Below are 24986 nucleotides of genomic sequence, written 5' to 3'. Positions count from 1 at the left end.
GCCTGCGCCTGGCCTGGGACGGGCTGACGCACCCGCGCTGGACGCTGGGCACGCTGCTGCGCACCCTGGCCGACGGCATGCCGCATTTCGAGAATTCCTTCGCCGAGCGCGGCGCGCCGGTGATCTCGCGCAACGTGGAACGCGACTTTTCCAAGCGCGACCATTTCGACTGGTCGCACATCGCGCGCATCCGCCGCCGCTGGCGCGGGCCGCTGGTGGTCAAGGGGCTGCTGTCCCCGCAGGACGCGGCGCTGGCCCGGCAGCACGGCGCGGACGGCATCGTGCTGTCCAACCACGGCGGCCGGCAGCTGGACGGCGCCGTGTCGGCCCTGCGCATGCTGCCGGCGGTGATGGACGTGGCCGGCGACATGGCGGTGATGATGGACGGCGGCGTGCGCCGCGGCAGCGACGTGCTCAAGGCGCTGGCCCTGGGCGCGCGCTTCGTGTGGGTGGGCCGGCCCTTCAACTTCGCGGCGGCCGTCGCCGGCGAGCCGGGCGTGGCCCATGCCATCCAGCTGCTGTCGGCGGAGGTGGACCGCAACCTGGCGATGCTGGGCGTCACGCGGCCCGGGATGCTCGGGCCTGAGCATCTGTTGCCGAGCGCTCCGGTACGGGGCGATTGACCGAACACCGTGCGGGCCGGCACCGGCCCAGCGACCGCGTCACGACTCGGGCCGGCATCGGCCAGCGGCCCGACTGGCGCTGACCGCTCAGCGCGAGCGGCTGCTCCGTCGCTTGACCGGCGCCGCGCGCAGCTCGCCCTTGGCGGGCACCGGGGCGGGCGGCGCCTGCAACTGCTCGATGGACTGGAGCGCGTCCGCGTAAGCCACGAAATGCTCCAGGTAGCCGGGCGCCAGCTGCTGCATCAGCGCCAGGGCGCGGTGCACCAGATGGTGCGAATTGAGCGGCCCGGCCTGGGCCGGCACCTGCGCGGTGGCCTCACGCAGCCGCTGCTGGGCCGACAGGCGCGACCAGGTGCCGCGGAAGCGCCGCAGCGCCTTGAGCTCCGGCGGCCGGCTCTGCGTTTCGGCCGTGGCCAGCAGCGGCGGGCCGTCCTCGGGCGCGGCCCGGTTGCGGCGGGCGAGCTCGTCGGCCAGACGGCCGAGCGCGCCGCGGTCGGCCGGCGGCGCGGAATGGCCGACAGCCGGGGGCGCGGAGGGGCCGTCGGCCGGCACCGCGGCCAGCCGTGCGGCGAAGGCGTCGGCACGCGCTTCCAGGCGCTGCGCCAGCACCGCCCGCACCCGCGCGGGCTGGCCGGCCGCGCGGCGGGCCAGGGTCTCCAGCGCGAGGAAGGCGGCGGGGTCGGCGCGGTGCGCATCCTGTGCGCGCCAGGCTGCCAGGCGCTCGCCCATCACCGCCAACGGGTCTGCGGCGGATGCTGCGTCTGCCGCCTCCGAGGGCTCGACCGACGGTGCCAGCGGCTCCAAAAGCGCCGCGGCACCGGGCGCGCCGGCAGGATCCCGCATCGGCTCTGGCGGCGACATGGGCATCGACGGCATGGCGGCAGTCTCGGGCGCAGTGGCCATCAGGGCCTGGCCGCAGCCTTGCCGGCCTCGGTGCGCGAGGGCCGGGGCATGGGCGCCATCTCCACGCGCCGGTTGCGGGCGCGGCCGTCGGCATCGGCATTCGACGCCACGGCCTGCTGCGAGCCGAAGGCGGCGGCGAACACGGCGTCGGCCGGCACGCCCTCCTCGATCAGCGCGCGGGTCACGGTCAGCGCGCGCTGGGCCGACAGCTCCCAGTTGTCGGCGAAGCGGCGGCTGTCGCCGCGTACCTGCCGGTCGTCGGTGAAGCCGCTGACCATCAGGATCTCGCCGCGCTCGCGCAGGTAGCGGCCCAGCGGGCCCGCCAGGGTCTTGAGCAGCTGGCGGCCCTCGGGCTGCAGCTCGTCGGAGGCGAAGGCGAAGAGCACGCTGCCGCTGATGCCGATGCGCCCGTCCGCCAGCGTCACGCGGCCGGCGGCCAGCGGGCCGGCCAGGGCCTGCTCCAGCGTCTGCAGCCGGCGGGCGGCCTGCTCGCGCTGCTGCACCTCGGCCTTGAGGCGGTCGGCCAGTTCCATCTGCATGCCCAGGGCCGCCACGAGGATGAGCGCGAAGGCGCCCAGCACGCCGGCCATCAGGTCGCCGAAGACGGCCCAGACCGGCACCGAAGGCTCGGCGCCGCCGTCGACGAGGTCGTCGTTCAGGGTTGCCATGGAACTGCTCCGCCGGATGCGCCTTGCTCCCTCCCCCCCTGGGGGAGGGTTGGGGTGGGGGCCCGTGGCGCCTCGACAAGCGCCTGCGTCGTGCTGGCCCCCATCCCTGCCTTCCCCCAGAGGGGGAAGGGGCAACGCCACGTCGCCGACGACGAGTTCGCGCTCTTCCGTCGCCACGCCGACCACCGCGAAGGGGCAGCGCTCGCGCTCGCAGAAGGCGCGGAACTGCGCCAGCGACTCGGGCGCGATGGCCAGCACGTAGCGCTCCTGGCTCTCGTTGCACCAGATTTCCTTGGGCGCCAGGCCGGACTCTTCCAGCGGCACGGCGCGCAGGTCGAAGCGGGCGCCGCGGCCGGCGTCGTTGGTCAGCTCCGGGAAGGCGTTGGACAGGCCGCCCGCGCCCACGTCGTGGATGGCGAGGATGGGGTTGTTCGCGCCCTGCTGCCAGCAGTGGTTGATGACCTCCTGCGCGCGGCGCTCGATCTCCGGGTTGCCGCGCTGCACCGAGTCGAAGTCCAGCTCGGCCGCATTGGCGCCGGTGGCCATGGAGCTGGCCGCGCCGCCGCCCATGCCGATGCGCATGCCGGGGCCGCCCAGCTGGATCAGCAGCGTGCCGGCCGGGAACTGGATCTTGCTCGTCTGCGTGGCGTCGATCTGGCCCAGGCCGCCGGCGATCATGATGGGCTTGTGGTAGCCGCGCTGGACGGTGTCCACGTCGCTCGCGACCGTCTGCTCGTACTCGCGGAAATAGCCCAGCAGGTTGGGCCGGCCGAACTCGTTGTTGAAGGCCGCGCCGCCCAGCGGGCCCTCGGTCATGATCTGCAGCGGGCTGGCGATGTGGGCGGGCTTGCCGTAGCTGCCCTCTTCCGGCCACAGCTTGCTGACGGTGAAGCCCGTGAGGCCCGCCTTGGGCCGGGAACCGCGGCCGGTCGCGCCCTCGTCGCGGATCTCGCCGCCGGCGCCGGTGGAGGCGCCTGGGAAGGGCGAGATGGCCGTCGGGTGGTTGTGCGTCTCCACCTTCATCAGCACGTGGTGCAGCGCCTGCTCCTTGGCGTAGGCGGGCGCGTCGGCGCCCAGCTCGGTGCGGGCCACGAAGCGCTCGATGGCATGGCCTTCCATCACCGAGGCGTTGTCCGAATAGGCGATGACCGTGTGCTGCGGATTCGTCTTGTGGGTGTGGCGGATCATGCCGAACAGGCTCATCGGCTGGCGTTCGCCGTCGATGGTGAAGTCGGCATTGAAGATCTTGTGGCGGCAGTGCTCGCTGTTGGCCTGCGCGAACATCATCAATTCGACGTCGGTCGGGTTGCGGCCCGACCTGGTGAAGGCCTCGACCAGGTAATCGATCTCGTCCTCGGCCAGGGCCAGGCCGAAGGTGGTGTTGGCCTCGACCAGCGCGGCGCGGCCGCCGCCCAGCACGTCCACGTGGGCCATGGGCTGCGGCGGCAGTTCGGCGAAGAGCGACGCGGCGCCCTCCACGCCGGGCAGCACCGATTCGGTCATGCGGTCGTGCAGCAGCGCGGCCACCTGGGCCAGCGCGGGCGCGTCCAGCACCGGGGCGCGGCCCAGCAGCGGCGCCTTCAGGCCGACGTGGTACTGCGTCACCCGCTCGACGCGGCGCAGCGCCAGGCCGCAGTTGCGGGCGATGTCGGTGGCCTTCGAGGCCCAGGGCGACACGGTGCCCAGGCGCGGGCTGACGATGACGCTGGCGCCCTGCGGCGCGGCACCCGCGTCGAAGGGCTCGCCGTAGGTGAGCAGCGCCGAGAAGCGTTCGCGCGCCGCGCCGTCCAGCTCGGCGTCGGACGCGACCAGGTGCACGAAGCGGGCCGTGATGGCGTTGATGCGCGCGTCCACCGCCTGCAGGCGCGGCAGCAGCTGGCGTGCCCGGAAATCGCTGAGCGCCGCCCCTCCTTCGAAAACGGTCACGACGGGAAGGACAGGAGGGGAAGCGGTTCGACCGGCCGCTGACTGGGGCCGTTCGCGAGAACCCGGCATTTTAAGGGCCGAGTGGGATAATTACGGGATGAGCATTACCTACCACGACGCCGAAGGCATTTCCGCGATGCGCGTCGCCTGCCGCCTTGCGTCCGAGGTGCTGGACTACCTGACGCCCTTCATCAAGCCCGGCATCACCACCAACGAGATCGACCGGCTGGCCGCCGAATACATGGTCACGCAGGGCACCACCTCGGCCACGGTCGGCTACAAGGGCGCGGGCGACGTGCCGTTCCCGAAGTCGCTGTGCACCTCGGTCAACCACGTGGTGTGCCACGGCATCCCGGACGACAAGCCCCTGAAGAAGGGCGACATCATGAACATCGACGTCACCGTCATCAAGGACGGCTGGTACGGCGACAACAGCCGGATGTTCGTGATCGGTGACGCCTCCATCGCCGCCAAGCGGCTGTGCCAGGTCACCTTCGAGGCCATGTGGCACGGCATCCTGCAGGTCAAGCCCGGCAACCACCTGGGCGACGTCGGCCATGCCATCCAGCGCTTCGCCGAGGGCAACGGCTACTCGGTGGTGCGCGAGTTCTGCGGCCACGGCGTGGGCCGCACCTTCCATGCCGAGCCGCAGGTGCTGCACTACGGCCGCCCGGGCACCATGGAAGAACTCAAGCCCGGCATGATCTTCACCATCGAGCCGATGATCAACGCCGGCAAGCGCGACATCAAGGAAGACCACCGCGGCGGCCGCTACGACGGCTGGACCATCGTGACGCGCGACCGCTCGCTCTCCGCCCAGTGGGAGCACACGGTGCTGGTCACCGAGACGGGCTACGAGGTGCTGACGCTGTCCGCCGGCAGCCCGCCGCTGCCCGCCTTCGTGACGGCCGCCAGCGGCCAGCCGGCGCCCGTCGCCGCCTGACGCGCCGCGCGGGCATGGGTTTTTCCGTCGCCGTCGATCTGCCGGCCAGCCTGCGCGAGCAGCTGCGCGCCGGCAAGAGTGCCGTCTTCGAGCGCCTGTGCGCGCCGCAGGGCGTGCGCAACATCCACGCCGTGCTCAAGGAGCTGGCGGTCCAGGCCGACGCGGCGCTGCGCGCCCTGTGGCAGGACGCCGGCTTCGGCGAGCAACTGGCCTTGGTGGCCGTGGGCGGCTACGGCCGCGGCGAGCTCTTTCCGTATTCCGACGTCGACGTACTGCTGCTGCTGCCCGAAGGCAGCGAGGTCGAGCCCGCGCGGCTGGAAGCCTTCATCGGCCGCTGCTGGGACGCGGGCCTGGAGATCGGCTCCAGCGTGCGCACGCTGGACGAATGCCTCAGCGAGGCCGCCAAGGACGTCACCGTGCAGACCGCGCTGCTCGAATCGCGGCACCTGTGCGGCAACAAGCGGCTGTTCACCGCCTTCCGCAAGGCCTTCGACGCGGCCATGGACCCGGACGCCTTCTTCCTGGCCAAGTCCCAGGAGATGCGCCACCGGCACCAGAAGCACGACGGCACGCCCTACTCGCTGGAGCCCAACTGCAAGGAATCGCCCGGCGGCCTGCGCGACCTGCACACCGTGCGCTGGGTGGCCCAGGCGGCCGGCTTCGGCAAGCGCTGGGAGGACTACGCCCGCAACGGTCTGGCCACCCCCTTCGAGGTCCAACAGATCAAGCGCAACGAGGCGCTGCTGTCGCTGATCCGCGCCCGCCTGCATGCCGTGGCCAAGCGGCGCGAGGACCGGCTGGTGTTCGACCTGCAGACCGCCGTGGCCCAGACCTTCGGCTACGAGAACGAGACCGGGCGCCGCGCCAGCGAGGCGCTGATGCGCCGCTACTACTGGGCGGCCAAGGCGGTGACGCAGCTCACCGAGATCCTGATGCTGAACATCGCCGAGCGGCTCAACCCGCAGTCGGCCACGCTCACGCGCATCAACGACCGCTTCTTCGAGAAGGGCGGCACCATCGAGGTGGCCAGCGACGACCTGTACGAGAAGGACCCGCACGCCATCCTCGAGACCTTCCTGCTGTACCAGAAGACCATCGGCGTCAACGGCCTGTCGGCGCGCACCCTGCGTGCGCTCTACAACGCCCGCGGCCGCATGGACAGCCGCTTCAGCAACGACCCGGTCAACCACGCGACCTTCATGCGCATGCTGCTGGAGCCGCGCGGCATCACGCACGCCATCCGGCTGATGAACCAGACCTCGGTGCTGGGGCGCTACCTGCGCGTCTTCCGCGGCACGGTCGGGCAGATGCAGCACGACCTGTTCCACGTCTACACGGTGGACCAGCACATCCTGATGGTGCTGCGCAACGTGCGGCGCTTCTTCATCGCCGAACATGCGCACGAATACCCCTTCTGCTCGCAGCTGGCGGCGGGCTGGGACAAGCCGTGGATCCTGTACGTGGCGGCCCTCTTCCACGACATCGCCAAGGGCCGCGGCGGCGACCATTCCGAGCTGGGCGCGCGCGACGTGCGCCGCTTCTGCCAGAAGCACGGCGTCGGCCGCGAGGACACGCGGCTGATCGAGTTCCTGGTCGCCAACCACCTGGTGATGAGCAACGTGGCGCAGAAGCAGGACCTGTCGGACCCCGAGGTGATCGGCGCCTTCGCCCAGCGCGTGGGCAGCGAGCGCTACCTGACCGCGCTGTACCTGCTGACGGTGGCCGACATCCGCGGCACCTCGCCGCGGGTGTGGAACGCCTGGAAGGGCAAGCTGCTGGAAGACACCTACCGCCGCACCTCGCGCGCCTTGGGCGGCCACCTGCCCGATCCCGATGCCGAGGTGGAGGCCCGCAAGCGCGAGGCGCTGACGCTGCTGCAGCTGCATGCCCAGCCCTTCGAGGCGCACAAGGCGCTGTGGGACACGCTGGACGTGAGCTACTTCATGCGCCACGACGCGGGCGAGATCGCCTGGCATGCGAAGAAGCTGTCGCGCTTCGTGGCGCCCAAGGGCATTCCGGCCGATCCGCACGCCAAGGCCATCGTCCGCGCGCGCCTGTCGCCCGTCGGCGAAGGGCTGCAGGTGGTGGTCTACACACCCGACCAGCCGGACCTGTTCGCCCGCATCTGCGGCTATTTCGACCAGGCCTCGTTCAGCATCCTGGACGCGCGGGTGCACACCGCCACCAACGGCTATGCGCTGGACACCTTCCAGGTCGTGACGACCTTCCTGCCCGAGCACTACCGCGAGCTGATCAGCATGGTGGAGACGAACCTCGCGCAGACGCTGGACGCGTGGGGCGAGCTTCCTGCCCCCAGCCGCGGCCGGGTGTCGCGCCGGGTGCGCAGCTTCCCGATCCAGCCGCGGGTGTACCTCACGCCGGACGAGAAGGCGCAGCGCTGGCTGCTGACCATTTCCGCCAGCGACCGAGCGGGCCTGCTCTACAGCGTGGCTCGGGTGCTGGCGCGCCACCACCTGCACCTTCAGCTGGCCAAGGTGACGACGCTGGGCGAGCGCGTGGAAGACAGCTTCCTCATCAGCGGCCCAGAGCTGCATGGGCAGCGGGCGCAGCTGGCCATCGAGACGGAGTTGATCGAGGCGCTGGAGACGGCCTGAGGGCGTGGGGTGCCTGGGCCTTGGATTCGGGGCTCTGGGCTCTGGGCTCTGGGTTTCGACTCTTGGGGCTTGGATTCGAGTCGATTCGAGTCGAGATCCGGGTCTCGGTCTCTTCTTCAATGACCAGGACAAACCGCCCGCACCAGCGTCCGGGCGCTAACCGGCAGAGGACGCCGGCATGCGTTCTCCGGCACCGCGTCGCGCTCACCGACTTGCCGCACCGGACGGGTGCTCGCTCTCCACCGACGCGCTTTCGGCACTGCACGGCGCCGCGAATGGGGCGCCTCCGCCCGCACGCCGGCATCCTCCGCCTCGACGGTGGGGGACACCCTCCGCTTCGACCGGTCACGGCCGGGATTCGTCGCGCCTATCCAGTAAGACGCTCACGTCCCTGACTCGACCGCTGGGCGACGTCGTCAGCATGCACGGTGCCGAGGATGAAGCGGCTACGGCTACGGCTACGGCTACGGCTACGGCTACGGCTATGGCTACGGCTACGGCTACGGCTGCGGCTGCGGGTGCGGGTGCGGGGCTGGTATCGACACCGTCATCAACGTCGCCCAGCACGTCCCCAACCGTTCGGGCTGAGCCTGTCGAAGCCGTTCCCCGCCTTGCATACGAACCAGCCCGGCGTGCGGCGCCCCCTGCCATCCGCCCCCCGGCACTGAATCACGGCCGTTCAGCCCGACCGTCGAGGCAGAGGGTGCCGGCGTGCGGGCGGAGGCGCCCCATTCGCGGCGCCGTGCAGTGCCGCAAGCACGTCGGTGGAGAGCGAACACCCGTGTTGTGCAACAAGCCGGTGAGCGCGACGCGGTGCCGGAGAACGCATGCCGGCGCCCTCTGCCGGTTAGCGCCCTGTCCGCTCGCGCTACACGGACCTCGCTGCTAGCCCGCGCGCGCATCACGAAACCAGCCACCGGCATCCCCAGGACGGTCACAGCCCAAGTGCGGCACGCCCCCATCTTTACACCGTTTTGATACCCCCCTCCCCAGTCTCTACACCGTCTTGACGCAGCGATTCCGACACTGCCAGCCATCGTCTTTCCGACCAATGGAGTGAGAAATGGACCTCGTCTGGCTCGCCGCCATCGCCGCCCTGTGGGCCGGCATGGTGGCGCTGGTGTATGCGCTGGCCGCCATGGAGCGGCCGAACGGGGGCCGGCCATGATGTCGCTCGGCGCCCTCTACGGCCTGGCCGGTACCCTGGCGGCCCTGCTGCTGGCCTACCTGGTCTACGCCCTGATCCGTGCGGAGGACTTCTGATGACCGCCGCCGCCTGGACCCTCCTGGCCGTCTTCCTCGGCCTGCTGCTGATCCTCGCCTGGCCGCTGGGCCGCTGGCTGGCCGCGCTCTGCGAAGGCCGCATGCCGCGCTGGATCGCCCGCATCGAAGCCCCGCTCTACCGGCTGGCCGGCGTCGAGCCCAACGCCTCGATGGGCTGGATGGGCTATGCCCTCGCCCTGCTCGCATTCAATGCCCTGGGCGCCCTGGTCGTCTACGGCCTGCAGCGCCTGCAGGCCCTGCTGCCGCTCAACCCGGCGGGCCTGCCGGCCGTCTCCGGCGACTCGGCCTTCAACACCGCGCTCAGCTTCGCCACCAACACCAACTGGCAGGGCTACGCCGGCGAAAGCACCATGAGCTACCTCACGCAGATGCTGGCGCTGACGGTGCAGAACTTCCTCTCGGCCGCCACCGGCATCGCCGTGGCCTTCGCGCTGATCCGCGGCTTCGCGGCGCGCGGCGAGGCGGGCCGGCGCAGCGCCCGCTTCGGTGCCATCGGCAACGCCTGGGCCGACCTCACGCGGCTCACGCTGTGGCTGCTGCTGCCCCTGTCCTTCGTGCTGGCCATCGTCTTCGTCGGCCAGGGCACGATCCAGAACTTCGACGGCTACAAGACCGTCACGACGATCGAGGCGACCGTCTACCAGGACCCGCAGAACGGCCCCGACGGCCAGCCGCTGAAGGACGCCGCCGGCAACCCCGTCACCAAGGAAGCCACCACGCAGACGCAGACCCTGCCCATGGGCCCCGTCGCCTCGCAGGAGGCCATCAAGATGCTGGGCACCAACGGCGGCGGCTACTTCAACGCCAACTCGGCCCATCCGTTCGAAAACCCGACGGCGCTGACCAACCTGCTGCAGATGCTGGCCATCTTCGCCATTCCGGCCGCGCTGTGCCTCGCTTTCGGGCAGGTGGTGGGCGACCGGCGCCAGGGCTGGGCGATCCTGGGTGCGATGACGGCGATCTTCGTCGTCGGCGTGATCGTCGCCACCGGCGCCGAGCAGGCCGGCAATCCGCTGCTGGCCGCACTGGGCGTGGACCCCTCGTCCGGCAACTGGGAAGGCAAGGACCTGCGCTTCGGCATCGCCGCCTCGGCCCTGTTCGCGGTGGTGACCACGGCCGCCTCCTGCGGCGCGGTGATCGCCATGCACGACTCGCTCACCCCGATGGGCGGGCTGGTCACGCTGGTCATGATGCAGCTGGGCGAGGTGGTGTTCGGCGGCGTCGGCTCGGGCCTGTACGGCATGCTGGTCTTCGCCATCCTGGCCGTGTTCATCGCCGGGCTGATGATCGGCCGCACGCCGGAGTACCTCGGCAAGAAGATCGAGGTGTACGAGATGAAGCTGATCGCCATCGCCATCCTCGTCACGCCGATCCTGGTGCTGCTGGGCACGGCCGTGGCGGTGAGCGTGGAGGCCGGCCGCGCCGGCATCGCCAACCCAGGGGCGCATGGCTTCTCGGAGATCCTGTATGCCTTCACCTCGGCCGCCAACAACAACGGCAGCGCCTTCGCGGGGCTCTCGGCCAACACACCCTTCTACAACACGATGCTGGGCGTCGCGACCTGGCTGGGTCGCTTCGCCGTGATGGTGCCGGTGCTGGCCATCGCCGGCGCCCTGGCCGCCAAGCAGCGCCTGCCGGTGACGGCCGGCACCCTGCCCACCCACGGACCGCTGTTCGTGGTGCTGCTGATCGGCACGGTGCTGCTGGTCGGCCTGCTCAACTATGTGCCGGCGCTGGCCCTGGGCCCCATCGTCGAGCAGCTGATGCTCTGGAAGTGAGGCGCGCCCCATGAACAACAACACGCTTTCCCTGTTCGACGGTGCGCTGGTGCGCCCCGCCCTCGTCGCGTCCTTCACCAAGCTGAGCCCGCGCGTGCAGTGGCGCAACCCGGTGATGTTCGTCGTGTACGTCGGCAGCATCCTGACCACGCTCTTGTGGGTGCACAGCCTCAACTTTCCCGGCGACACCGGCATGCGGCCCGGCTTCATCCTCGCGGTGTCGCTGTGGCTGTGGTTCACCGTGCTCTTCGCCAACTTCGCCGAGGCACTGGCCGAAGGCCGCAGCAAGGCCCAGGCCGCATCCCTCCGCAGCCTGCGCAAGGACAGCTGGGCCAAGAAGCTCGAAGGCGCACCGCGCGAGATGGCGCGGCTGGCCGAGCAGCTGGCGCGCGTGCGTGCCGAAGGCGCCGCGCCGGAGCCCGCCACGGCCGAGTCCACCAGCGCCATCTGGCGGCCGGAGCGCGCCACCAACCTGCGCCGCGGCGACGTGGTGCTGGTCGAAGTCGGCGACATGATCCCGCTGGACGGCGAGGTCATCGAAGGCGTCGCCTCGGTGGACGAGTCGGCCATCACCGGCGAATCGGCGCCGGTGGTGCGCGAATCCGGCGGCGACTTCTCCTCCGTCACCGGCGGCACCCGCGTGCTGTCGGACTGGCTGGTGGTGCGCATCGGCGTCAACCCCGGCGAGTCCTTCCTGGACCGCATGATCGGCATGGTCGAAGGCGCCAAGCGCGCCCGTACGCCCAACGAGATCGCGCTGACCATCCTGCTGGTGGCGCTGACGCTGGTCTTCCTGATGGTGACGGTCACGCTGCTGCCCTATTCGCTCTTCAGCGTGCAGGCGGCGGGCACCGGCACGGTGGTGTCGATCACCGCGCTGGTGGCGCTGCTGGTGTGCCTGATCCCGACGACCATCGGCGGCCTGCTGTCGGCCGTGGGCGTGGCCGGCATGAGCCGGATGATGCAGGCGAACGTGATCGCCACCTCGGGCCGCGCCGTCGAGGCCGCCGGCGACGTGGACGTGCTGCTGCTGGACAAGACCGGCACCATCACCCACGGCAACCGCCAGGCCTCGGCCTTCCTGCCGGCGCCGGGCGTGAACAAGGCGCGCCTGGCCCATGCGGCGCAGCTGGCTTCGCTGGCGGACGAAACGCCCGAGGGCCGCAGCATCGTCGAACTGGCCCGTCGCGAGGGCGTGGACGTCGCGCCCGTCGACGGCGCCGTGTTCGTGCCCTTCACCGCCCAGACGCGCATGAGCGGCGCCGACCTGCCCGCCGCCGCGCTGGACCTCACCGGCGACGCCGTTCCCCTGCGCAAGGGCGCGGTGGAGGCCGTGCGCCGCCATGTGGAGGCCCTGCGCGGCACCATGCCGCCCGATCTGCTGCGCGCCGCCGACGAGGTGGCCCGCCGCGGCAGCACGCCGCTGGCGGTGGCCGAGGGCGCCCGCGTGCTGGGCATCGTCGAGCTCAAGGACATCGTCAAGACCGGCATCCGCGAGCGCTTCGCGCAGCTGCGGCGCATGGGCATCCGCACGGTGATGATCACCGGCGACAACAAGCTCACGGCCGCCGCCATCGCCGCCGAGGCCGGTGTGGACGACTTCCTGGCCGAGGCCACGCCCGAGGACAAGCTCAAGCTCATCCGCCAGTACCAGTCCGATGGCCGGCTGGTGGCCATGACCGGCGACGGCACCAACGACGCACCCGCGCTGGCCCAGGCCGACGTGGCCGTGGCCATGGGCAGCGGCACGCAGGCCGCCAAGGAGGCCGGCAACATGGTCGACCTGGACTCCAACCCCACCAAACTGCTGGAGGTGGTGGAGACCGGCAAGGCCCTCCTGATGACGCGCGGCGCGCTCACCACCTTCAGCATCGCCAACGACGTGGCGAAGTACTTCGCCATCATCCCGGCGATCTTCGTGAGCACCTATCCGCAGCTGGCGGCGCTGAACGTGATGCGGCTCGAAAGCCCGTCCTCGGCCATCCTGAGTGCGGTGATCTTCAACGCGCTGATCATCGTCTTCCTCATTCCGCTGGCGCTCAAGGGCGTGCGCTACCGGCCCATCGGCGCCGCCGCGCTGCTGCGCCGCAACCTGGCCATCTACGGCCTGGGCGGCCTGCTGGTGCCCTTCGTCGGCATCAAGCTCATCGACCTGCTGCTGGCCGCGGTCGGCCTGGTCTGAACCTCTGGAGATGTCCATCATGACGAAGCAGAACCTCCTGCGTCCCTGCCTGGTGCTGTTCACCGCCCTGAGCGTGATCACCGGCGTGGTCTATCCCGTCGCCGTGACCGGCGTGGCGGGCACGCTGTTCCCGAAGCAGGCGGCCGGCAGCCTGGTGGCGCGGGACGGCCAGGCCGTGGGCTCCATGCTCATCGGCCAGAACTTCAGCGACCCCGGCCACTTCTGGGGCCGGCCCTCGGCCACCGCGCCGCAGCCCTACAACGGCAGCGGCTCCTCGGGCTCCAACCTGGGGCCGCTCAACCCGGCGTTGACCGATGCCGTGAAGGCGCGCGTGGAGGCCCTGCGCACCGCCGACCCCGGCAACACCGCGCCGGTGCCGGCCGACCTGGTCACGGCCTCGGCCAGCGGCCTCGATCCGCACATCAGCCCCGAGGCGGCGGGCTACCAGGCCGCGCGGGTGGCACGGGTTCGGGGCCTCGATGCCGCCCAGGTCCGGCAGCTCATCGACGCGCAGGTGCAGCGGCCCGCGCTGCCTTTCCTCGGCGAGCCGGTGGTCAACGTGCTGGCCCTCAACCTGGCGCTGGATGGGCTGGCCCGCCGCTGAGGGCATCCCATGCTCGCCGACCTTCTTGCCGCCGCCATCGCCCTGGTGGCCGTCCTGCTGCCCAGCGGCGTGGCCTGGCTGATCGTGCGTGGCTGCGAACGCCACGCCCGCCGACGCCGGCCGCGCTGAAAGCACGCCGCTTCTTTCTCTCTGTTCCTCCGCATCGACGATGCCTTCTCCCATGAACTTCCGCGCTTCCTCCTTCTGCTTCCTCGGTCTGGGCCTGATCGCCCTGGGCGCCCATGCCCAGTCCGAAGCGCCCGCGCCGGCCGCAGCGGCCGAGCCCTCGCCGATCACGGCCAACATCTCCCTGACCAGCAACTACAAGTTCCGCGGCCAGGACCAGGACGCCATCGGCAACAACGGCTTCTACAAGACCAACGCCGCCAAGCCCGCCATCCAGGGCGGCTTCGACTATGCCCACGAAAGCGGCTTCTACGTCGGCAACTGGAACTCCAGCGTCAACTGGCTAGCCGGCAACGCCATCGAGAGCGACATCTACGGCGGCTACAAGTTCAAGGCCGGCGTCTTCGACCTCGACTTCGGTGTCCTGACCTACATCTACCCCGGCAACCGCACCGGCAACACCACCGAGCTGTACGGCGCCGCCACCTGGAGCGACGAGGCCATCGGCGCCTTCACCGTCAAGTACTCCAGCACCGTCTCCAAGGACTACTTCGGCTTCGCCAGCAACCGCACCACCGGCTGGAAGGGCCGCGGCACCGGCTACCTGAACGTGGCGTACAGCAAGGAAATCTTCCCGAAGGTCACGCTGAAGGCCGCCGTCGGCTACACCGCGCTGTCCAGCGACATCCGCCGCAACACGCCCTACAAGAGCTACGTGGACTACAACGTCGGCGCCACCTACGACTTCGGCGGCGGCCTGAGCCTCACGGGTGCCATCGTCGGCGCCAACAAGAAGGACGCCTACCAGGCCGCCACCGGCCAGGTGGTGCTGCCCACCGGCACGCTGACCTACAGCGACTCGCCCAACAAGGCCCGCTTCATCGCCACGCTGACCAAGACCTTCTGAGGACGGTGCGGCCCGCTGCTAACCTGCCGCCCCGATGACCGAGCGCGAACGCCCCGACCCCGACGCCCTGCTGGCCCAGATGCAGGCGCAGGACGGCCGCGCCCGCCGCGGCCGGCTGCGCATCTACTTCGGCGCCAACGCCGGCGTGGGCAAGACCTGGTCGATGCTGAGCGCCGCCCAGCGCGAGCGGGCCGCGGGCCGCGACGTGGTGGTGGGCGTGGTCGAGACCCATGGCCGCGCCGAAACCGCCGCCCTGGTCCACGGCCTGGAGCAGTTGCCGCTGCGCGAGGCGCCGCACCGCGGCCACGTGCTGCGCGAGTTCGACCTCGACGCTGCCCTGGCCCGCCGGCCACAGCTGCTTCTGGTGGACGAGCTGGCCCACAGCAACGCGCCCGGCTCGCGCCACGGCAAGCGCTGGCAGGACGTGCAGGAGCTGCTGGAAGCCGGCATCGAGGTCTGGACCGCCCTCAACGTGCAGCACCTCGAAAGCCTCAACGGCACCGTGGGCGCCATCACCGGCATCCGCGTGCACGAGACCGTGCCCGACGGCGTGCTGGACGAGGCCGACGAGGTGGTGCTGGTCGATGCCACGCCCGACGAGCTGCTGGCCCGCCTGGCCGCCGGCAAGGTCTACGTGCCGCAGCAGGCGCGGCAGGCGCAGCAGAACTTCTTCCGCAAGGGCAACCTGATCGCGCTGCGCGAGATCGCCCTGCGCCGCACGGCCGAGCATGTGGAAGACGACGTGCGCGGCTGGCGGGTGGAGCAGTCGGGCGCCCGCGCAGACGGCCAGACGCCGCCGGCCTGGAACACCTCCGGCGCGCTGCTGGCAGCCATCGGCCCGGGCGAAGCCGCGGCCCACACGGTGCGCGTGGCGGCCCGCATGGCCGGCCAGCTCAACGTGCGCTGGCATGCGGCCTACGTGGAGACGGCGCGGCTCGCCCGCCTGCCTGCGGCGCAGCGCGACCAGGTGCTGGCCGCCCTGCACCTGGCCGAGGAACTGGGCGCCGAAACGGCCGTGCTCACCGACGAGGACGTGGCCGGCGCACTGGCCGCGCAGGCGCGGCGCCTCAACTGCGCCACACTGATCCTGGGCCCCGCGGCCGGCAGCGCCGACGCGCCCGCGTGGGACCGCTGGCTGGCCCGCATCCGCCGACCACTGGCCGAGCGCCTGGGCCGCCGCGCCCCCGACCTGGACCTGGTCTGCGTGGGCCGCACCGACAGCGCCCGCCGCCTGGCCCGCTCGCCCGCCGGCCTGCGCACCGGCAACACCGGGGACGAACCCGCCCGCGCGGCGGCGCCCTGGAAAGGCCTGGCCTGCGCCGCTGCCGTCTGCGTGGGCGTGACGCTGCTGGCCACGCCGCTGTCGGGCGTGCTGGAGCTGTCGAACATCGTCATGCTCTACCTGCTGGGCGTGGTGGGCGTGGCCTGGCGCTTCGGCCGCACGCCGGCGGCCTTCGGCGCGCTGATCAACGTGCTGGCCTTCGACTTCTTCTTCGTGCAGCCCACCTTCTCCTTCGCGGTGAGCGACGTGCAGTACGTGCTGACCTTCGCCGTCATGCTGGGCGTGGGCCTGCTGGTGGGCCAGCTCACGGCGGGGCTGCGCTTCCAGGCCGCCGTGTCGGCCAGCCGGGCGCTGCGCACCCAGTCGCTGTTCGAGCTCACGCGCGACCTGTCGGCCGCGCTGGAACGCACCCAGGTGGCGGACATCGGCGCCGCCGCCGTGCAGCGCCACTTCGGCGGTGAGGCCCTGGTGCTCACGGCCGATGCGCAGGACCGGCTGCAGCCGCCGGCCGCCGCGCCCGCGGGCTTCGACTTCAGCGTGGCCGACTGGGCCTGGCAGCACGGCCAAAGCGCGGGCCTGGGCACCGGCACGCTGTCGGCCCAGCCCTGGCACTACGTGGCGCTCAAGGCGCCGATGCGGGTGCGCGGCGTGCTGGCCCTGCGCCCGGCCGAGCCGCGCTGGCTGCTGGTGCCCGAGCAGGCCCAGCAGCTGGAGACGCTGGCCCGCCAGATCGCCATCGCCGTCGAGCGGGTGCATTACGTCGAGGTGGCGCAGCAGGCCGTGGTGGACATCGAATCCGAACGCCTGCGCAACGCGCTGCTGGGCGCGCTGTCGCACGACGTGCGCACGCCGCTGACGGCGCTGATCGCGCTGGCCGAGTCGCTGCAGCGCCTGCCCGGCGCCGATGCCTCGCCCGCCGTGGGCGAGGCCACGCAGGCCATCGTGGCGCAGGCCCGGGCGCTGAGCGCGCTGGTCAACAACCTGCTGGACATGGCGCGGCTGGAAAGCGGGGCGGCCGGCGGCGCCGTGAGCCTGCGGCGCGACTGGCAATCGGTGGAGGAAGTGGTGGGCAGCGCCATCCGCGCCACGCGTTCCGTGCTGCCGGCGGGCTCCGTTCGCACGTCCCTGCCGGCCGAGCTGCCGCTGGTCGAGTTCGACGCCGTGCTGCTGGAGCGCGTGCTGGTCAATTTGCTGGAGAACGCCGCCCGCTACGGCGCGCCGCCGGTGGTGATCGCGGCCCGCGCGCTGCCGCAGACGCTGCAGCTGATCGTGCGCGACCATGGCCCCGGCCTGCCCGCCTCGCTGCAGGGCCGGCCGGACCAGCTCTTCGAGAAATTCACCCGTGGCCATGCCGAGTCGGCCACGCCCGGCGTGGGCCTGGGCCTCGCCATCTGCAAGGCCATCGTGCAGGCCCACGGCGGGCAGATCCATGCGGCCGATGCGGTGCCGGACGAGGCGGGCGGCGGCGCAGAATTCACCGTCGTGCTCCCGCGGCGCGATCCTCCGACCGCGCCGCCCTGAATCCCTCCGCCATGCCTGTCGCCGCTCCGCCGCCTTCCGCCACCGCCCCCACCGCCGTCGTCGTCGAGGACGAGCCGCAGATCCGCCGCTTCGTGCGCGGCGCGCTGGAGGCCGAGGGCTGGCAGGTGCACGAGGCCGCCGACCTGCGCGAGGGCCTGGCCATGGCCGGCACCCGCCAGCCCGACCTGCTGGTGCTGGACCTGGGCCTGCCCGACGGCGACGGCCTGGACCTGATCCGCGACGTGCGCGGCTGGTCGGGCGTGCCGATCATCGTGCTCTCGGCCCGCAGCGACGAGGCCGACAAGATCGCCGCCCTGGACGCCGGCGCCGACGACTACCTCACCAAGCCCTTCGGCACCGGCGAGCTGCTGGCGCGCGTGCGGGCCAACCTGCGCCGGCCGCGCCCGGTGGGCGAGACGCAGGCCGACCCGGTGTTCCGCTTCGGCCTGGGCGACGGCGCGGTGGAAGTGGACCGCATGGCGCGCCAGGTGCGCCGCGGCGGGCAGTTGCTGCACCTCACGCCGACCGAATACCGGCTGCTGTGCACGCTGATCGCCAATGCCGGCCGCGTGCTCACACACCGGCAACTGCTGCGCGAGGTGTGGGGCCCCTCGCATTCCGAGCAGAGCCACTACTTGCGCGTCTACATGGGCCACCTGCGGCAGAAGCTGGAACTTGACCCGGCGCAGCCACGGCATCTGCTGACGGAGACGGGGGTGGGTTACCGGCTGGTGCTGCAGCCGGCCTGAACGGCGTCTGCTGCAGCGGCCGCGCGTGGGACAGGCCGTACAGCCGTGACGGCCCGGCGCCGGCATGGCGCCACGCCAAGGCTGGCTATGATCGGCGACTTGGGTGCGAGGCGCAGAGGGGCGCCACGCAGGAGTCGCGAAGGTCGGGCCGCCTCGCGGACATGCATTTGGAGCAACTCCGCCCATGGTCCGGCACGCCGCGTCTTCGCACGCCCCCCATTCCCTTCACACCCCGTCCCGCGCCCAGCGCATCGCCCAGCGGGCCTTCGCCGCCATGGAGCGCTTCCTGCACGTCGAAGCCTTCAGCGGCCTGGTGCTGCTGGCCGCGGCGGCGGCCGCGCTCATCTGGGCCAACTCCCCATGGGCCAGCAGCTACGACGCCCTTTGGCACCTGCCGGTGGGCCTGTCGGTCGGCAGCTGGTCGGTCGCGCCCTCGCTGCATTTCTGGATCAACGACGGCCTGATGACGCTGTTCTTCCTGGTCGTGGGCATGGAGATCCGCCGCGAGATCCATGAGGGCGCGCTGTCCAGCATGCGCCAGGCGCTGCTGCCCATCGGTGCCGCGCTCGGCGGCGTCGCGGTGCCGGCGCTGGTGTACCTGGCCTTCAACCACGATGCGGTGCTGCGCTCGGGCTGGGCCGTGCCCACGGCCACCGACATCGCCTTCGCGGTCGGCGTGCTGGCCCTGCTGGGCCGCGGCATTCCGGGCAACGTGCGCATCTTCCTGCTGGCCCTGGCCATCATCGACGACGTGATCGCGGTGCTGATCATCGCCCTCTTCTACTCCGGCGGCCTCGCGCCCGCCGGCTTCGCGGTGGCCGCGCTGGGCGTGCTGATGGTGCTGGGCCTGCAGCGCATCGGCGCCGGCTCGGCCTGGGCCTACGTGCTGCCGGGGGCGGTGCTGTGGGGCGGCATCCTGATGACGGGCGCCCATCCCACGCTGGCCGGCGTCGTGCTCGGCCTGATGACGCCGGTGCGGCCCGGACGCCTGGGCCAGCCCGCGCAGGCCCTGATCGACGAGGCCGCCGCCCGCCTGCGCAGTGCGGCTGCCGATGCCCGCCTGGGCGCCGCACCCGCCGCCCTGCTGCATCCGCGCCGCCAGCTGCTGCAGGCCCAGCGCGAGCTGGTGCCGCCGGTGTCGCGCGTGCAGATGGCGCTGCATCCCTGGGTGGCCTTCGGCGTGATGCCGATCTTCGCGCTGGCCAATGCCGGCGTGCCGCTGGCCGGCGACGGCGGCAGCGCGGCCGGCGCGGCGGCCTGGGTGACGGCCGGCGTGGCCCTGGCCCTGGTGGCCGGCAAGCCGCTGGGCATCGTCGGCGTGAGCTGGCTCATGGTGCGCAGCGGCCTGTGCCGGCTGCCGCCGGGCGTGGACTGGGGCGGCATCTGGCTGGTGGGGCTGCTGGCCGGCATCGGCTTCACCATGTCCATCTTCATCGCCATGCTGGCCTTCACCGATCCCGCCCTGCTGGGCGCGGCCAAGCTGGGGGTGCTCGGCGGCTCGGTGGTCGCGGCCGTACTGGGCCTGGGCTGGGGTTGGGTCTACCGCGCCCGCCAGGCCGCGGCCCGGACAGACATGGCCTCGGCACCGCACGCTTGACGGACCTGAACAGCCGCCCTATCCTCGCGCGCCATGTCTAGGACACTTGTCCTAGACACCCGTCACGGACCCTGTCTTGCCCGCTGCGACCACCACCCGACAACAGATCGTCGATGCTGCCGACCGGCTGTTCTACAGCCAAGGCGTCGCCAACACCTCCTTCGCCCATGTGGCGGAGGCGGTGGGCATCTCGCGCGGCAACTTCTACCACCACTTCAGGAGCAAGGACGAGATCCTCGACGCGGTGATCGCCCAGCGGCTGGCGGGCACCGAGGCCGTGCTGGCGGCATGGCAGGCGGCCGGCGAGGCACCGGCGCAACGGCTGCGCTTCTTCGTCCACATGCTCATCGACAACCAGGCGCCGATCATGGCGCACGGCTGCCCCGTGGGTTCGCTCTGCGCGGAGCTGGCCAAGCTGGACCATCCGGCGCTCGGCGCGGCCCGCGGCCTGTTCGCGCTGTTTCGCGACTGGCTGTCGAACGAGTTCGCCCGCGCCGGTCTGGGCCGAGAGGCGCCCGGCCTGGCCATGCACCTGCTGGCGCGCAGCCAGGGCATCGCGGTGATGGCGCAGACCTTCCGCGATCCTGCCGTCATCGCCGCCGAAGTCCTGCTGCTGGAAGCCTGGCTGGCGGAGGTGCTGACGCCTGCCGCCCGCGTCCGCCAGCCGCCTGCCGCGGCCTGACGCACCTCAACGTTCCGTTTCCAAGGAGGACAACCCATGTACACCATCGTGCTTCGCTTCACCGAGCGGCGCGCCGACGCCGCGCGCTGGATGGAAGGCCACAAGGCCTGGCTGCGCCAGGGCTTCGACGACGGCGTGTTCCTGCTGGCCGGCAGCCTGCATCCCCAGGCGGGCGGTGCCGTCCTGGCGCATGGCGAGGACCGCGACGCCCTCGCCGGGCGCGTGGCCGCCGATCCCTTCGTGGCGCAGGGCGTCGTGCAGGCCGAGATCCTCGAAATTACGCCCTCGCGCACCGACGCGCGGCTGGCCTTCCTGGCCGGGAGTGCCCACGCATGATGACCACCCTCCCCGGCCCCGACGGCCAGGAACGCTGCCGCTGGTGCGCGGCCACGCCGGCCTACACCCACTACCACGACCATGAATGGGGCTATCCGGTGGCCGACGACCGGCGGCTGTTCGAGAAGCTGTGCCTGGAAGGCTTCCAGTCCGGGTTGAGCTGGCTGACCATCCTGAACAAGCGCGAGAACTTCCGCGCCGCCTTCCAGGGCTTCGACATCGACCGCGTGGCGGCCTTCGGCGACGCCGACGTGCAGCGGCTGCTGCAGGACGCCGGCATCGTGCGCCACCGCGGCAAGATCGAGGCAGCCATCCACAACGCCCGCTGCGCGCAGGAACTCATCGCCCGCGAGGGCTCGATCGCGGCCTATGTGTGGCGGCACGAGGCGCCGGACGATGCCGGCGACGGCGCCACGGTGCGCGCCACCTCGCGCGCCTCCGTCGCCATGTCCAAGGACCTGAAGAAGCGCGGCTGGAAGTTCGTCGGCCCCACCACCGTCTATGCCTTCATGCAGGCCATGGGGCTGGTGAACGACCATGCCCAGGGCTGCGTGCACCGCGCCAAGGCGGCGCAGGCGCGGGCGGACTTCACGCCGCCGGTCTGATCGGCGCCGGCGGGCGCTCTGCGCCGCGAAACGGCGTGGGCGGCCCGTTCAACCCACGGCCCGGGTACGACCCTGCCAGTACGGCTCGCGCAGCACACGTTTGAGCACCTTGCCGCTGGGATTGCGCGGCAGCGCCGCCACGAAGTCCACGCTGCGCGGGCACTTGTAGTGCGCCAGTTGCCCGCGCATGAACGCGACCAGCTCCGCCGCGTCGCAGACCATGTCCGGGCGCAGCACCACGCAGGCCTTCACCGCCTCGCCCCAGGTCGGGTCGGGCACGCCGATGATGGCGCCGTCGGCCACCGCGGGGTGGCGCATCAGCACGTTCTCCACCTCGGCCGGGTAGATGTTCTCGCCGCCCGAGACGATCATGTCCTTGATGCGGTCGTTGATGTAGAGATAGCCGTCCTTGAGGTAGCCGCCGTCGCCGGAGCGGAACCAGCCGCCGTTGGCATTGCGGCCCTCGGGGAACACGGCGGCGGTCGCCGCCTCGTCGCGCCAGTAGCCCTGCAGGTTGCGCACGCTCTCGATCCACACCTCACCCGTCTCGCCCTCGGGCAGGTCCTGCCGGGCGATGGGATCGACGATGCGCAGCCGGGCGCCGCCGACGGGCCGGCCGGCCGAGCGCAGCAGCCCCGCGTCGCCGCGGCGATGGTCCTCCGGCATCAGGAAGGTGGCGGGGCCCGCCACCTCGGTCAGCCCGTACACCTGCAGGAAGCCGCAGCGGAAGACCTCGAAGGCCTGCTGCAGCACCGACTCGCTGATCGGCGAGCCGCCGTAGGCCACCAGCTGCAGGCCGCCGAAGTCCATGCCGCGGGCCTGCGGCTGCTGCAGCATGAAGAGCAGCATGGCCGGCACGATGAAGGTGTGGGTGATGCCGTCGCGCGCGAAGGCCTGGAGGTAGTCGGCCGGATCGAAGTCGGCATAGGCCGAGGTGCTGCCGCCGGTGTAGAGCGTGAGCAGCAGCATGGTCATGCCCGCCACGTGGAACACCGGCAGCGGGTTGCCCATGACGTGCTGCGCGCCGAAGCCCCATTCCTGCGCCACCGTGCGCGAGGTGGACAGCAGCCCCGCATGCGTGAGCACCACACCCTTGGGCAGGCCGGTGGTGCCGGAGGAATACAGCTGCAGCGCCGCATCGTCGGGTCCGGCGGCCACGGGCTCGAAGTCCGCAGGCTGACCGGCATACCAGTCGGCGAAGCCCGGCACCTCGCCCGCCGCGCCTTCGGTGCACACCAGGGTGCGCAGCTGGGGCACCGCCGCCTCCTGCACGGCCGGCAGGAAGGCGCGGTCGGCCATCAGGAAAGGCGCCTCGCCATGGGCCAGGATGTAGCGCAGCTCCGCCGCCGTCAGCCGCCAGTTGACAGGCATGCACACCGCCCCCAGCTTGCAGGCGGCGATGACCACCAGCATGCAGTCCAGGTGCTGTTTGGTGAGCACGGCCACCCGGCTGCCGCGGCCGACGCCGCTGGCGGCCAGGGCGTGGGCGATGCGGTTGCTCTCGCGCTCCACGTCCTCGAAGCGCAGGCGGCGCTCGCCGTGCCGGTAGGCGATGTGCTGCGGCCGTTCGGCCAGCTGGCGGCGCAGGCCGTCGAGCAGGGTCTGGTCGGGGTCCATGTTCTTGTCTCCTGAAAGGTCGGGGCATCCGGGCGCCCGCGGGTCGACGGACCGCGCCTCGGAGGCGGGCCGGGGTGGAAGGCTCAGCGGCCGGGTGCAGCGGGCGCGGCGGGCTGGATCTCGGCCATCAGCCGGCCGGCCGCGACCTGGTCGCCCACGGCCACGTGCACGGCGGCCAGCACGCCGGTGGCCAGCGCCGCATGGACGTGCTCCATCTTCATGGCCTCCAGCGTCAGCAGCGGCTGGCCGGCCTTCACCGTCTGCCCGGGCTCGGCCAGCACGGCCACCACGCGACCGTTCATGGCGGCGCGCAGGCGGCCGTCGCCGTCGCTGCCGGCGGCGCGCTCGGCGGGGGCGAGCGTGCGGTCCTCGATGCACCAGGCTTGGCCGCGGCAGTGCAGCCACAGGCGGCCGTCGGCGGCCTGGTAGCCCGCTTCTTCCTCCACGCCATCGCAGACGAAACGCAGGCGGCCGGGCGCGATGTCGATCAGGGCCATGCGATGTTCGCGCTCGCCGGCGCGCACCGTGTAGTGGCCGGTCTCGCCGGGCACGAGCTGCAGCACGTGCGCCTGCCCATCGAGCGCCAGGTGCAGCCGCGTGGGCAGCCGGTGGGCCAGCGGATGCGGCGCGGCCGGCGCCGCGCCCGGCGCCCGGCCCAGCGCGCGCAGCAGGGCCGCTGCCGCCAGCGCCAGGCCCTGCCCTGCCTCGTCTTGCGCCAGCAGCGCGTCCTGGTGCTGCGCGATGAAGGCCGTGGTCGCGCCGCCTTCGGCGAAGACCGGATGCGCCAGGCAGCGCTGCAGGAAGGCCTGGTTGGTGGCCACGCCCAGCGCCTCGGCCGAGGCCAGGCCGGCCAGCAGCCGGCGGCGCGCCTCGTCGCGCGTGCGGCCGTGGGCCACCAGCTTGGCGATCATCGAGTCGTAGAAGGGCGGCACGGCGGCGCCGTCTTCCAGCGCATGTTCCACGCGCAGGCTGTCCGGCATGCGCCAGCGCGACAGCACGCCGCTCTGCGGCATGAAGCCGGCCCCGGCATCCTCGGCGCACAGCCGCACCTCGATGGCATGGCCGTCGAAGCGCACCTCGTCCTGCGCCAGCGGCAGCGGCTCGCCCGCGGCCACGCGCAGCTGCAGCTCCACCAGGTCCAGGCCGGTGATGGCTTCGGTGACCGGATGCTCCACCTGCAGCCGCGTGTTCATCTCCATGAAGTAGAAGCGGCCCTCGGCGTCGAGCAGGAATTCGAGCGTGCCGACGCCCTCGTAGCCGATGGCGCGCACCGCCGCCAGCGCCGCTTCGCCCATGCGCGCGCGCAGCGCGGGCGAGACGGCGGGGCTGCGCGCCTCCTCGATCAGCTTCTGGTGGCGGCGCTGCACCGAGCAGTCGCGTTCGCCCAGGTGGATGGCATGGCCGTGGCGGTCGGCCAGCACCTGGATCTCGATGTGGCGCGGCGCCTCGATGGCGCGCTCCAGCAGCACCGTGGCGTCGCCGAAGGCGCCCAGCGCCTCCGAGCGGGCGCTGCGCAGCAGGCCGGCGAAGTCGGCCGCCGCGTCCACGCGCCGCATGCCGCGCCCGCCGCCGCCGGCCGTGGCCTTGATCATGACCGGGTAGCCGATGCGCGCGGCCTCGGCCGCCAGCCATTCCTCCGTCTGGTCCTCCCCCTGGTAGCCGGGAATGCAGGGCACGCCGGCCTGCTGCATCAGCACCTTGGCGCCGGCCTTGTCGCCCATGGCGCGGATGGACGCCGCCGAGGGGCCGACGAAGACCAGACCGGCGTCCTGGCAGGCCTGGGCGAAGTCCTCGTTCTCGGCCAGGAAGCCGTAGCCGGGGTGCACCGCATCGGCACCGGCGCGGCGGGCGGCGTCGAGGATGGCCGGGATGTTCAGGTACGACTGCGCCGGCAGCGGCTCGCCGATGCACACGGCCCGGTCGGCCTCGCGCACGTGGCGGCTGCCGGCGTCGGCGGTGGAATGCACGGCCACCGTGCGCAGGCCGAGGGCGCGGGCGCTGCGCATGACGCGCAGCGCGATCTCGCCGCGGTTGGCGA

General features: G+C 71.9%; 18 protein-coding genes. 14 read left to right on the top strand and 4 right to left on the bottom strand.

Annotated features, from left to right (window positions below):
- Nucleotides 1-623 (top strand): alpha-hydroxy acid oxidase (locus NS331_RS21855; RefSeq protein ID WP_193758175.1); only part of this gene is annotated, 623 nt, incomplete at its 5' end.
- A gap of 87 nt (nt 624-710) precedes the next feature.
- Here NS331_RS21855 and NS331_RS21850 read toward each other — a convergent pair.
- Together NS331_RS21850 and purL are read right to left on the bottom strand one after the other, a co-directional pair.
- Nucleotides 711-1499, bottom strand: coding sequence for a DUF2894 domain-containing protein (locus NS331_RS21850; RefSeq protein WP_242873854.1), 789 nt, complete (start codon nt 1497-1499; stop codon nt 711-713).
- Between the two features lie 26 nt (nt 1500-1525).
- Complete coding sequence (purL, locus tag NS331_RS21845) at nt 1526-4189, bottom strand: phosphoribosylformylglycinamidine synthase (RefSeq protein ID WP_082702688.1); 2664 nt, start codon at nt 4187-4189, stop codon at nt 1526-1528.
- Between the two features lie 28 nt (nt 4190-4217).
- Here purL and map point away from each other — a divergent pair, with 28 nt between their 5' ends.
- From map to NS331_RS21780, 13 genes are all read left to right on the top strand, one after another.
- Nucleotides 4218-5063 carry a type I methionyl aminopeptidase gene (gene map, locus NS331_RS21840; protein WP_058644050.1) on the top strand — a complete coding sequence of 282 codons (846 nt, stop codon included), beginning with the start codon at nt 4218-4220 and terminating at the stop codon, nt 5061-5063.
- Between the two features lie 14 nt (nt 5064-5077).
- Complete coding sequence (locus NS331_RS21835; protein WP_058644049.1) at nt 5078-7678, top strand: [protein-PII] uridylyltransferase; 2601 nt, start codon at nt 5078-5080, stop codon at nt 7676-7678.
- Between the two features lie 1164 nt (nt 7679-8842).
- Nucleotides 8843-8941: a K(+)-transporting ATPase subunit F gene (gene kdpF, locus NS331_RS21830; protein ID WP_058644048.1), complete on the top strand. Its 99-nt coding sequence runs from the start codon at nt 8843-8845 to the stop codon at nt 8939-8941.
- Complete coding sequence (gene kdpA, locus NS331_RS21825; RefSeq protein WP_058644047.1) at nt 8941-10740, top strand: potassium-transporting ATPase subunit KdpA; 1800 nt, start codon at nt 8941-8943, stop codon at nt 10738-10740. The genes kdpF and kdpA overlap by 1 nt, the downstream gene beginning before the upstream one ends.
- A gap of 10 nt (nt 10741-10750) precedes the next feature.
- Complete coding sequence (kdpB, locus tag NS331_RS21820) at nt 10751-12922, top strand: potassium-transporting ATPase subunit KdpB (RefSeq protein ID WP_058644046.1); 2172 nt, start codon at nt 10751-10753, stop codon at nt 12920-12922.
- 19 nt (nt 12923-12941) lie between these two features.
- A complete protein-coding gene (kdpC, locus tag NS331_RS21815) occupies nt 12942-13526 on the top strand; it encodes a potassium-transporting ATPase subunit KdpC (protein WP_058644053.1) in 585 nt (194 codons plus the stop codon).
- Between the two features lie 181 nt (nt 13527-13707).
- On the top strand, nt 13708-14559 hold the full coding sequence (locus NS331_RS21810) for a TorF family putative porin (protein WP_082702687.1): 852 nt from the start codon (nt 13708-13710) through the stop codon (nt 14557-14559).
- 34 nt (nt 14560-14593) lie between these two features.
- On the top strand, nt 14594-17362 hold the full coding sequence (locus NS331_RS21805; RefSeq protein ID WP_058644045.1) for a DUF4118 domain-containing protein: 2769 nt from the start codon (nt 14594-14596) through the stop codon (nt 17360-17362).
- A gap of 11 nt (nt 17363-17373) precedes the next feature.
- On the top strand, nt 17374-18111 hold the full coding sequence (gene kdpE / locus NS331_RS21800) for a two-component system response regulator KdpE (RefSeq protein WP_058644044.1): 738 nt from the start codon (nt 17374-17376) through the stop codon (nt 18109-18111).
- Nucleotides 18112-18295: 184 nt separating this feature from the next.
- Nucleotides 18296-19708, top strand: coding sequence for a Na+/H+ antiporter NhaA (gene nhaA, locus NS331_RS21795; protein ID WP_058644043.1), 1413 nt, complete (start codon nt 18296-18298; stop codon nt 19706-19708).
- Nucleotides 19709-19784: 76 nt separating this feature from the next.
- Nucleotides 19785-20390 (top strand): TetR/AcrR family transcriptional regulator, encoded by a 606-nt coding sequence (locus NS331_RS21790; protein ID WP_058644042.1) that lies wholly within the window; start codon nt 19785-19787, stop codon nt 20388-20390.
- 36 nt (nt 20391-20426) lie between these two features.
- Nucleotides 20427-20726 carry a YciI family protein gene (locus NS331_RS21785; protein ID WP_058644041.1) on the top strand — a complete coding sequence of 100 codons (300 nt, stop codon included), beginning with the start codon at nt 20427-20429 and terminating at the stop codon, nt 20724-20726.
- A complete protein-coding gene (locus tag NS331_RS21780) occupies nt 20723-21331 on the top strand; it encodes a DNA-3-methyladenine glycosylase I (RefSeq protein ID WP_058644040.1) in 609 nt (202 codons plus the stop codon). Before NS331_RS21785 ends, NS331_RS21780 begins: the two co-directional genes overlap by 4 nt.
- 48 nt (nt 21332-21379) lie before the next feature.
- Here the strand turns inward: NS331_RS21780 and NS331_RS21775 are convergent, their stop codons facing one another.
- Both NS331_RS21775 and NS331_RS21770 read right to left on the bottom strand, forming a co-directional pair.
- On the bottom strand, nt 21380-22948 hold the full coding sequence (locus tag NS331_RS21775) for a long-chain-fatty-acid--CoA ligase (RefSeq protein WP_058644039.1): 1569 nt from the start codon (nt 22946-22948) through the stop codon (nt 21380-21382).
- A gap of 83 nt (nt 22949-23031) precedes the next feature.
- A partial coding sequence (locus NS331_RS21770; RefSeq protein ID WP_058644038.1) for an acetyl/propionyl/methylcrotonyl-CoA carboxylase subunit alpha occupies nt 23032-24986 on the bottom strand: 1955 nt, incomplete at its 5' end.

The sequence above is a fragment of the Pseudacidovorax intermedius genome (assembly GCF_001476815.1).
In the GTDB taxonomy this organism is placed as follows: Bacteria; Pseudomonadota; Gammaproteobacteria; order Burkholderiales; family Burkholderiaceae_C; genus Xenophilus; species Xenophilus intermedius_A.
This window is presented reverse-complemented; position numbering and strand designations above follow the sequence as displayed.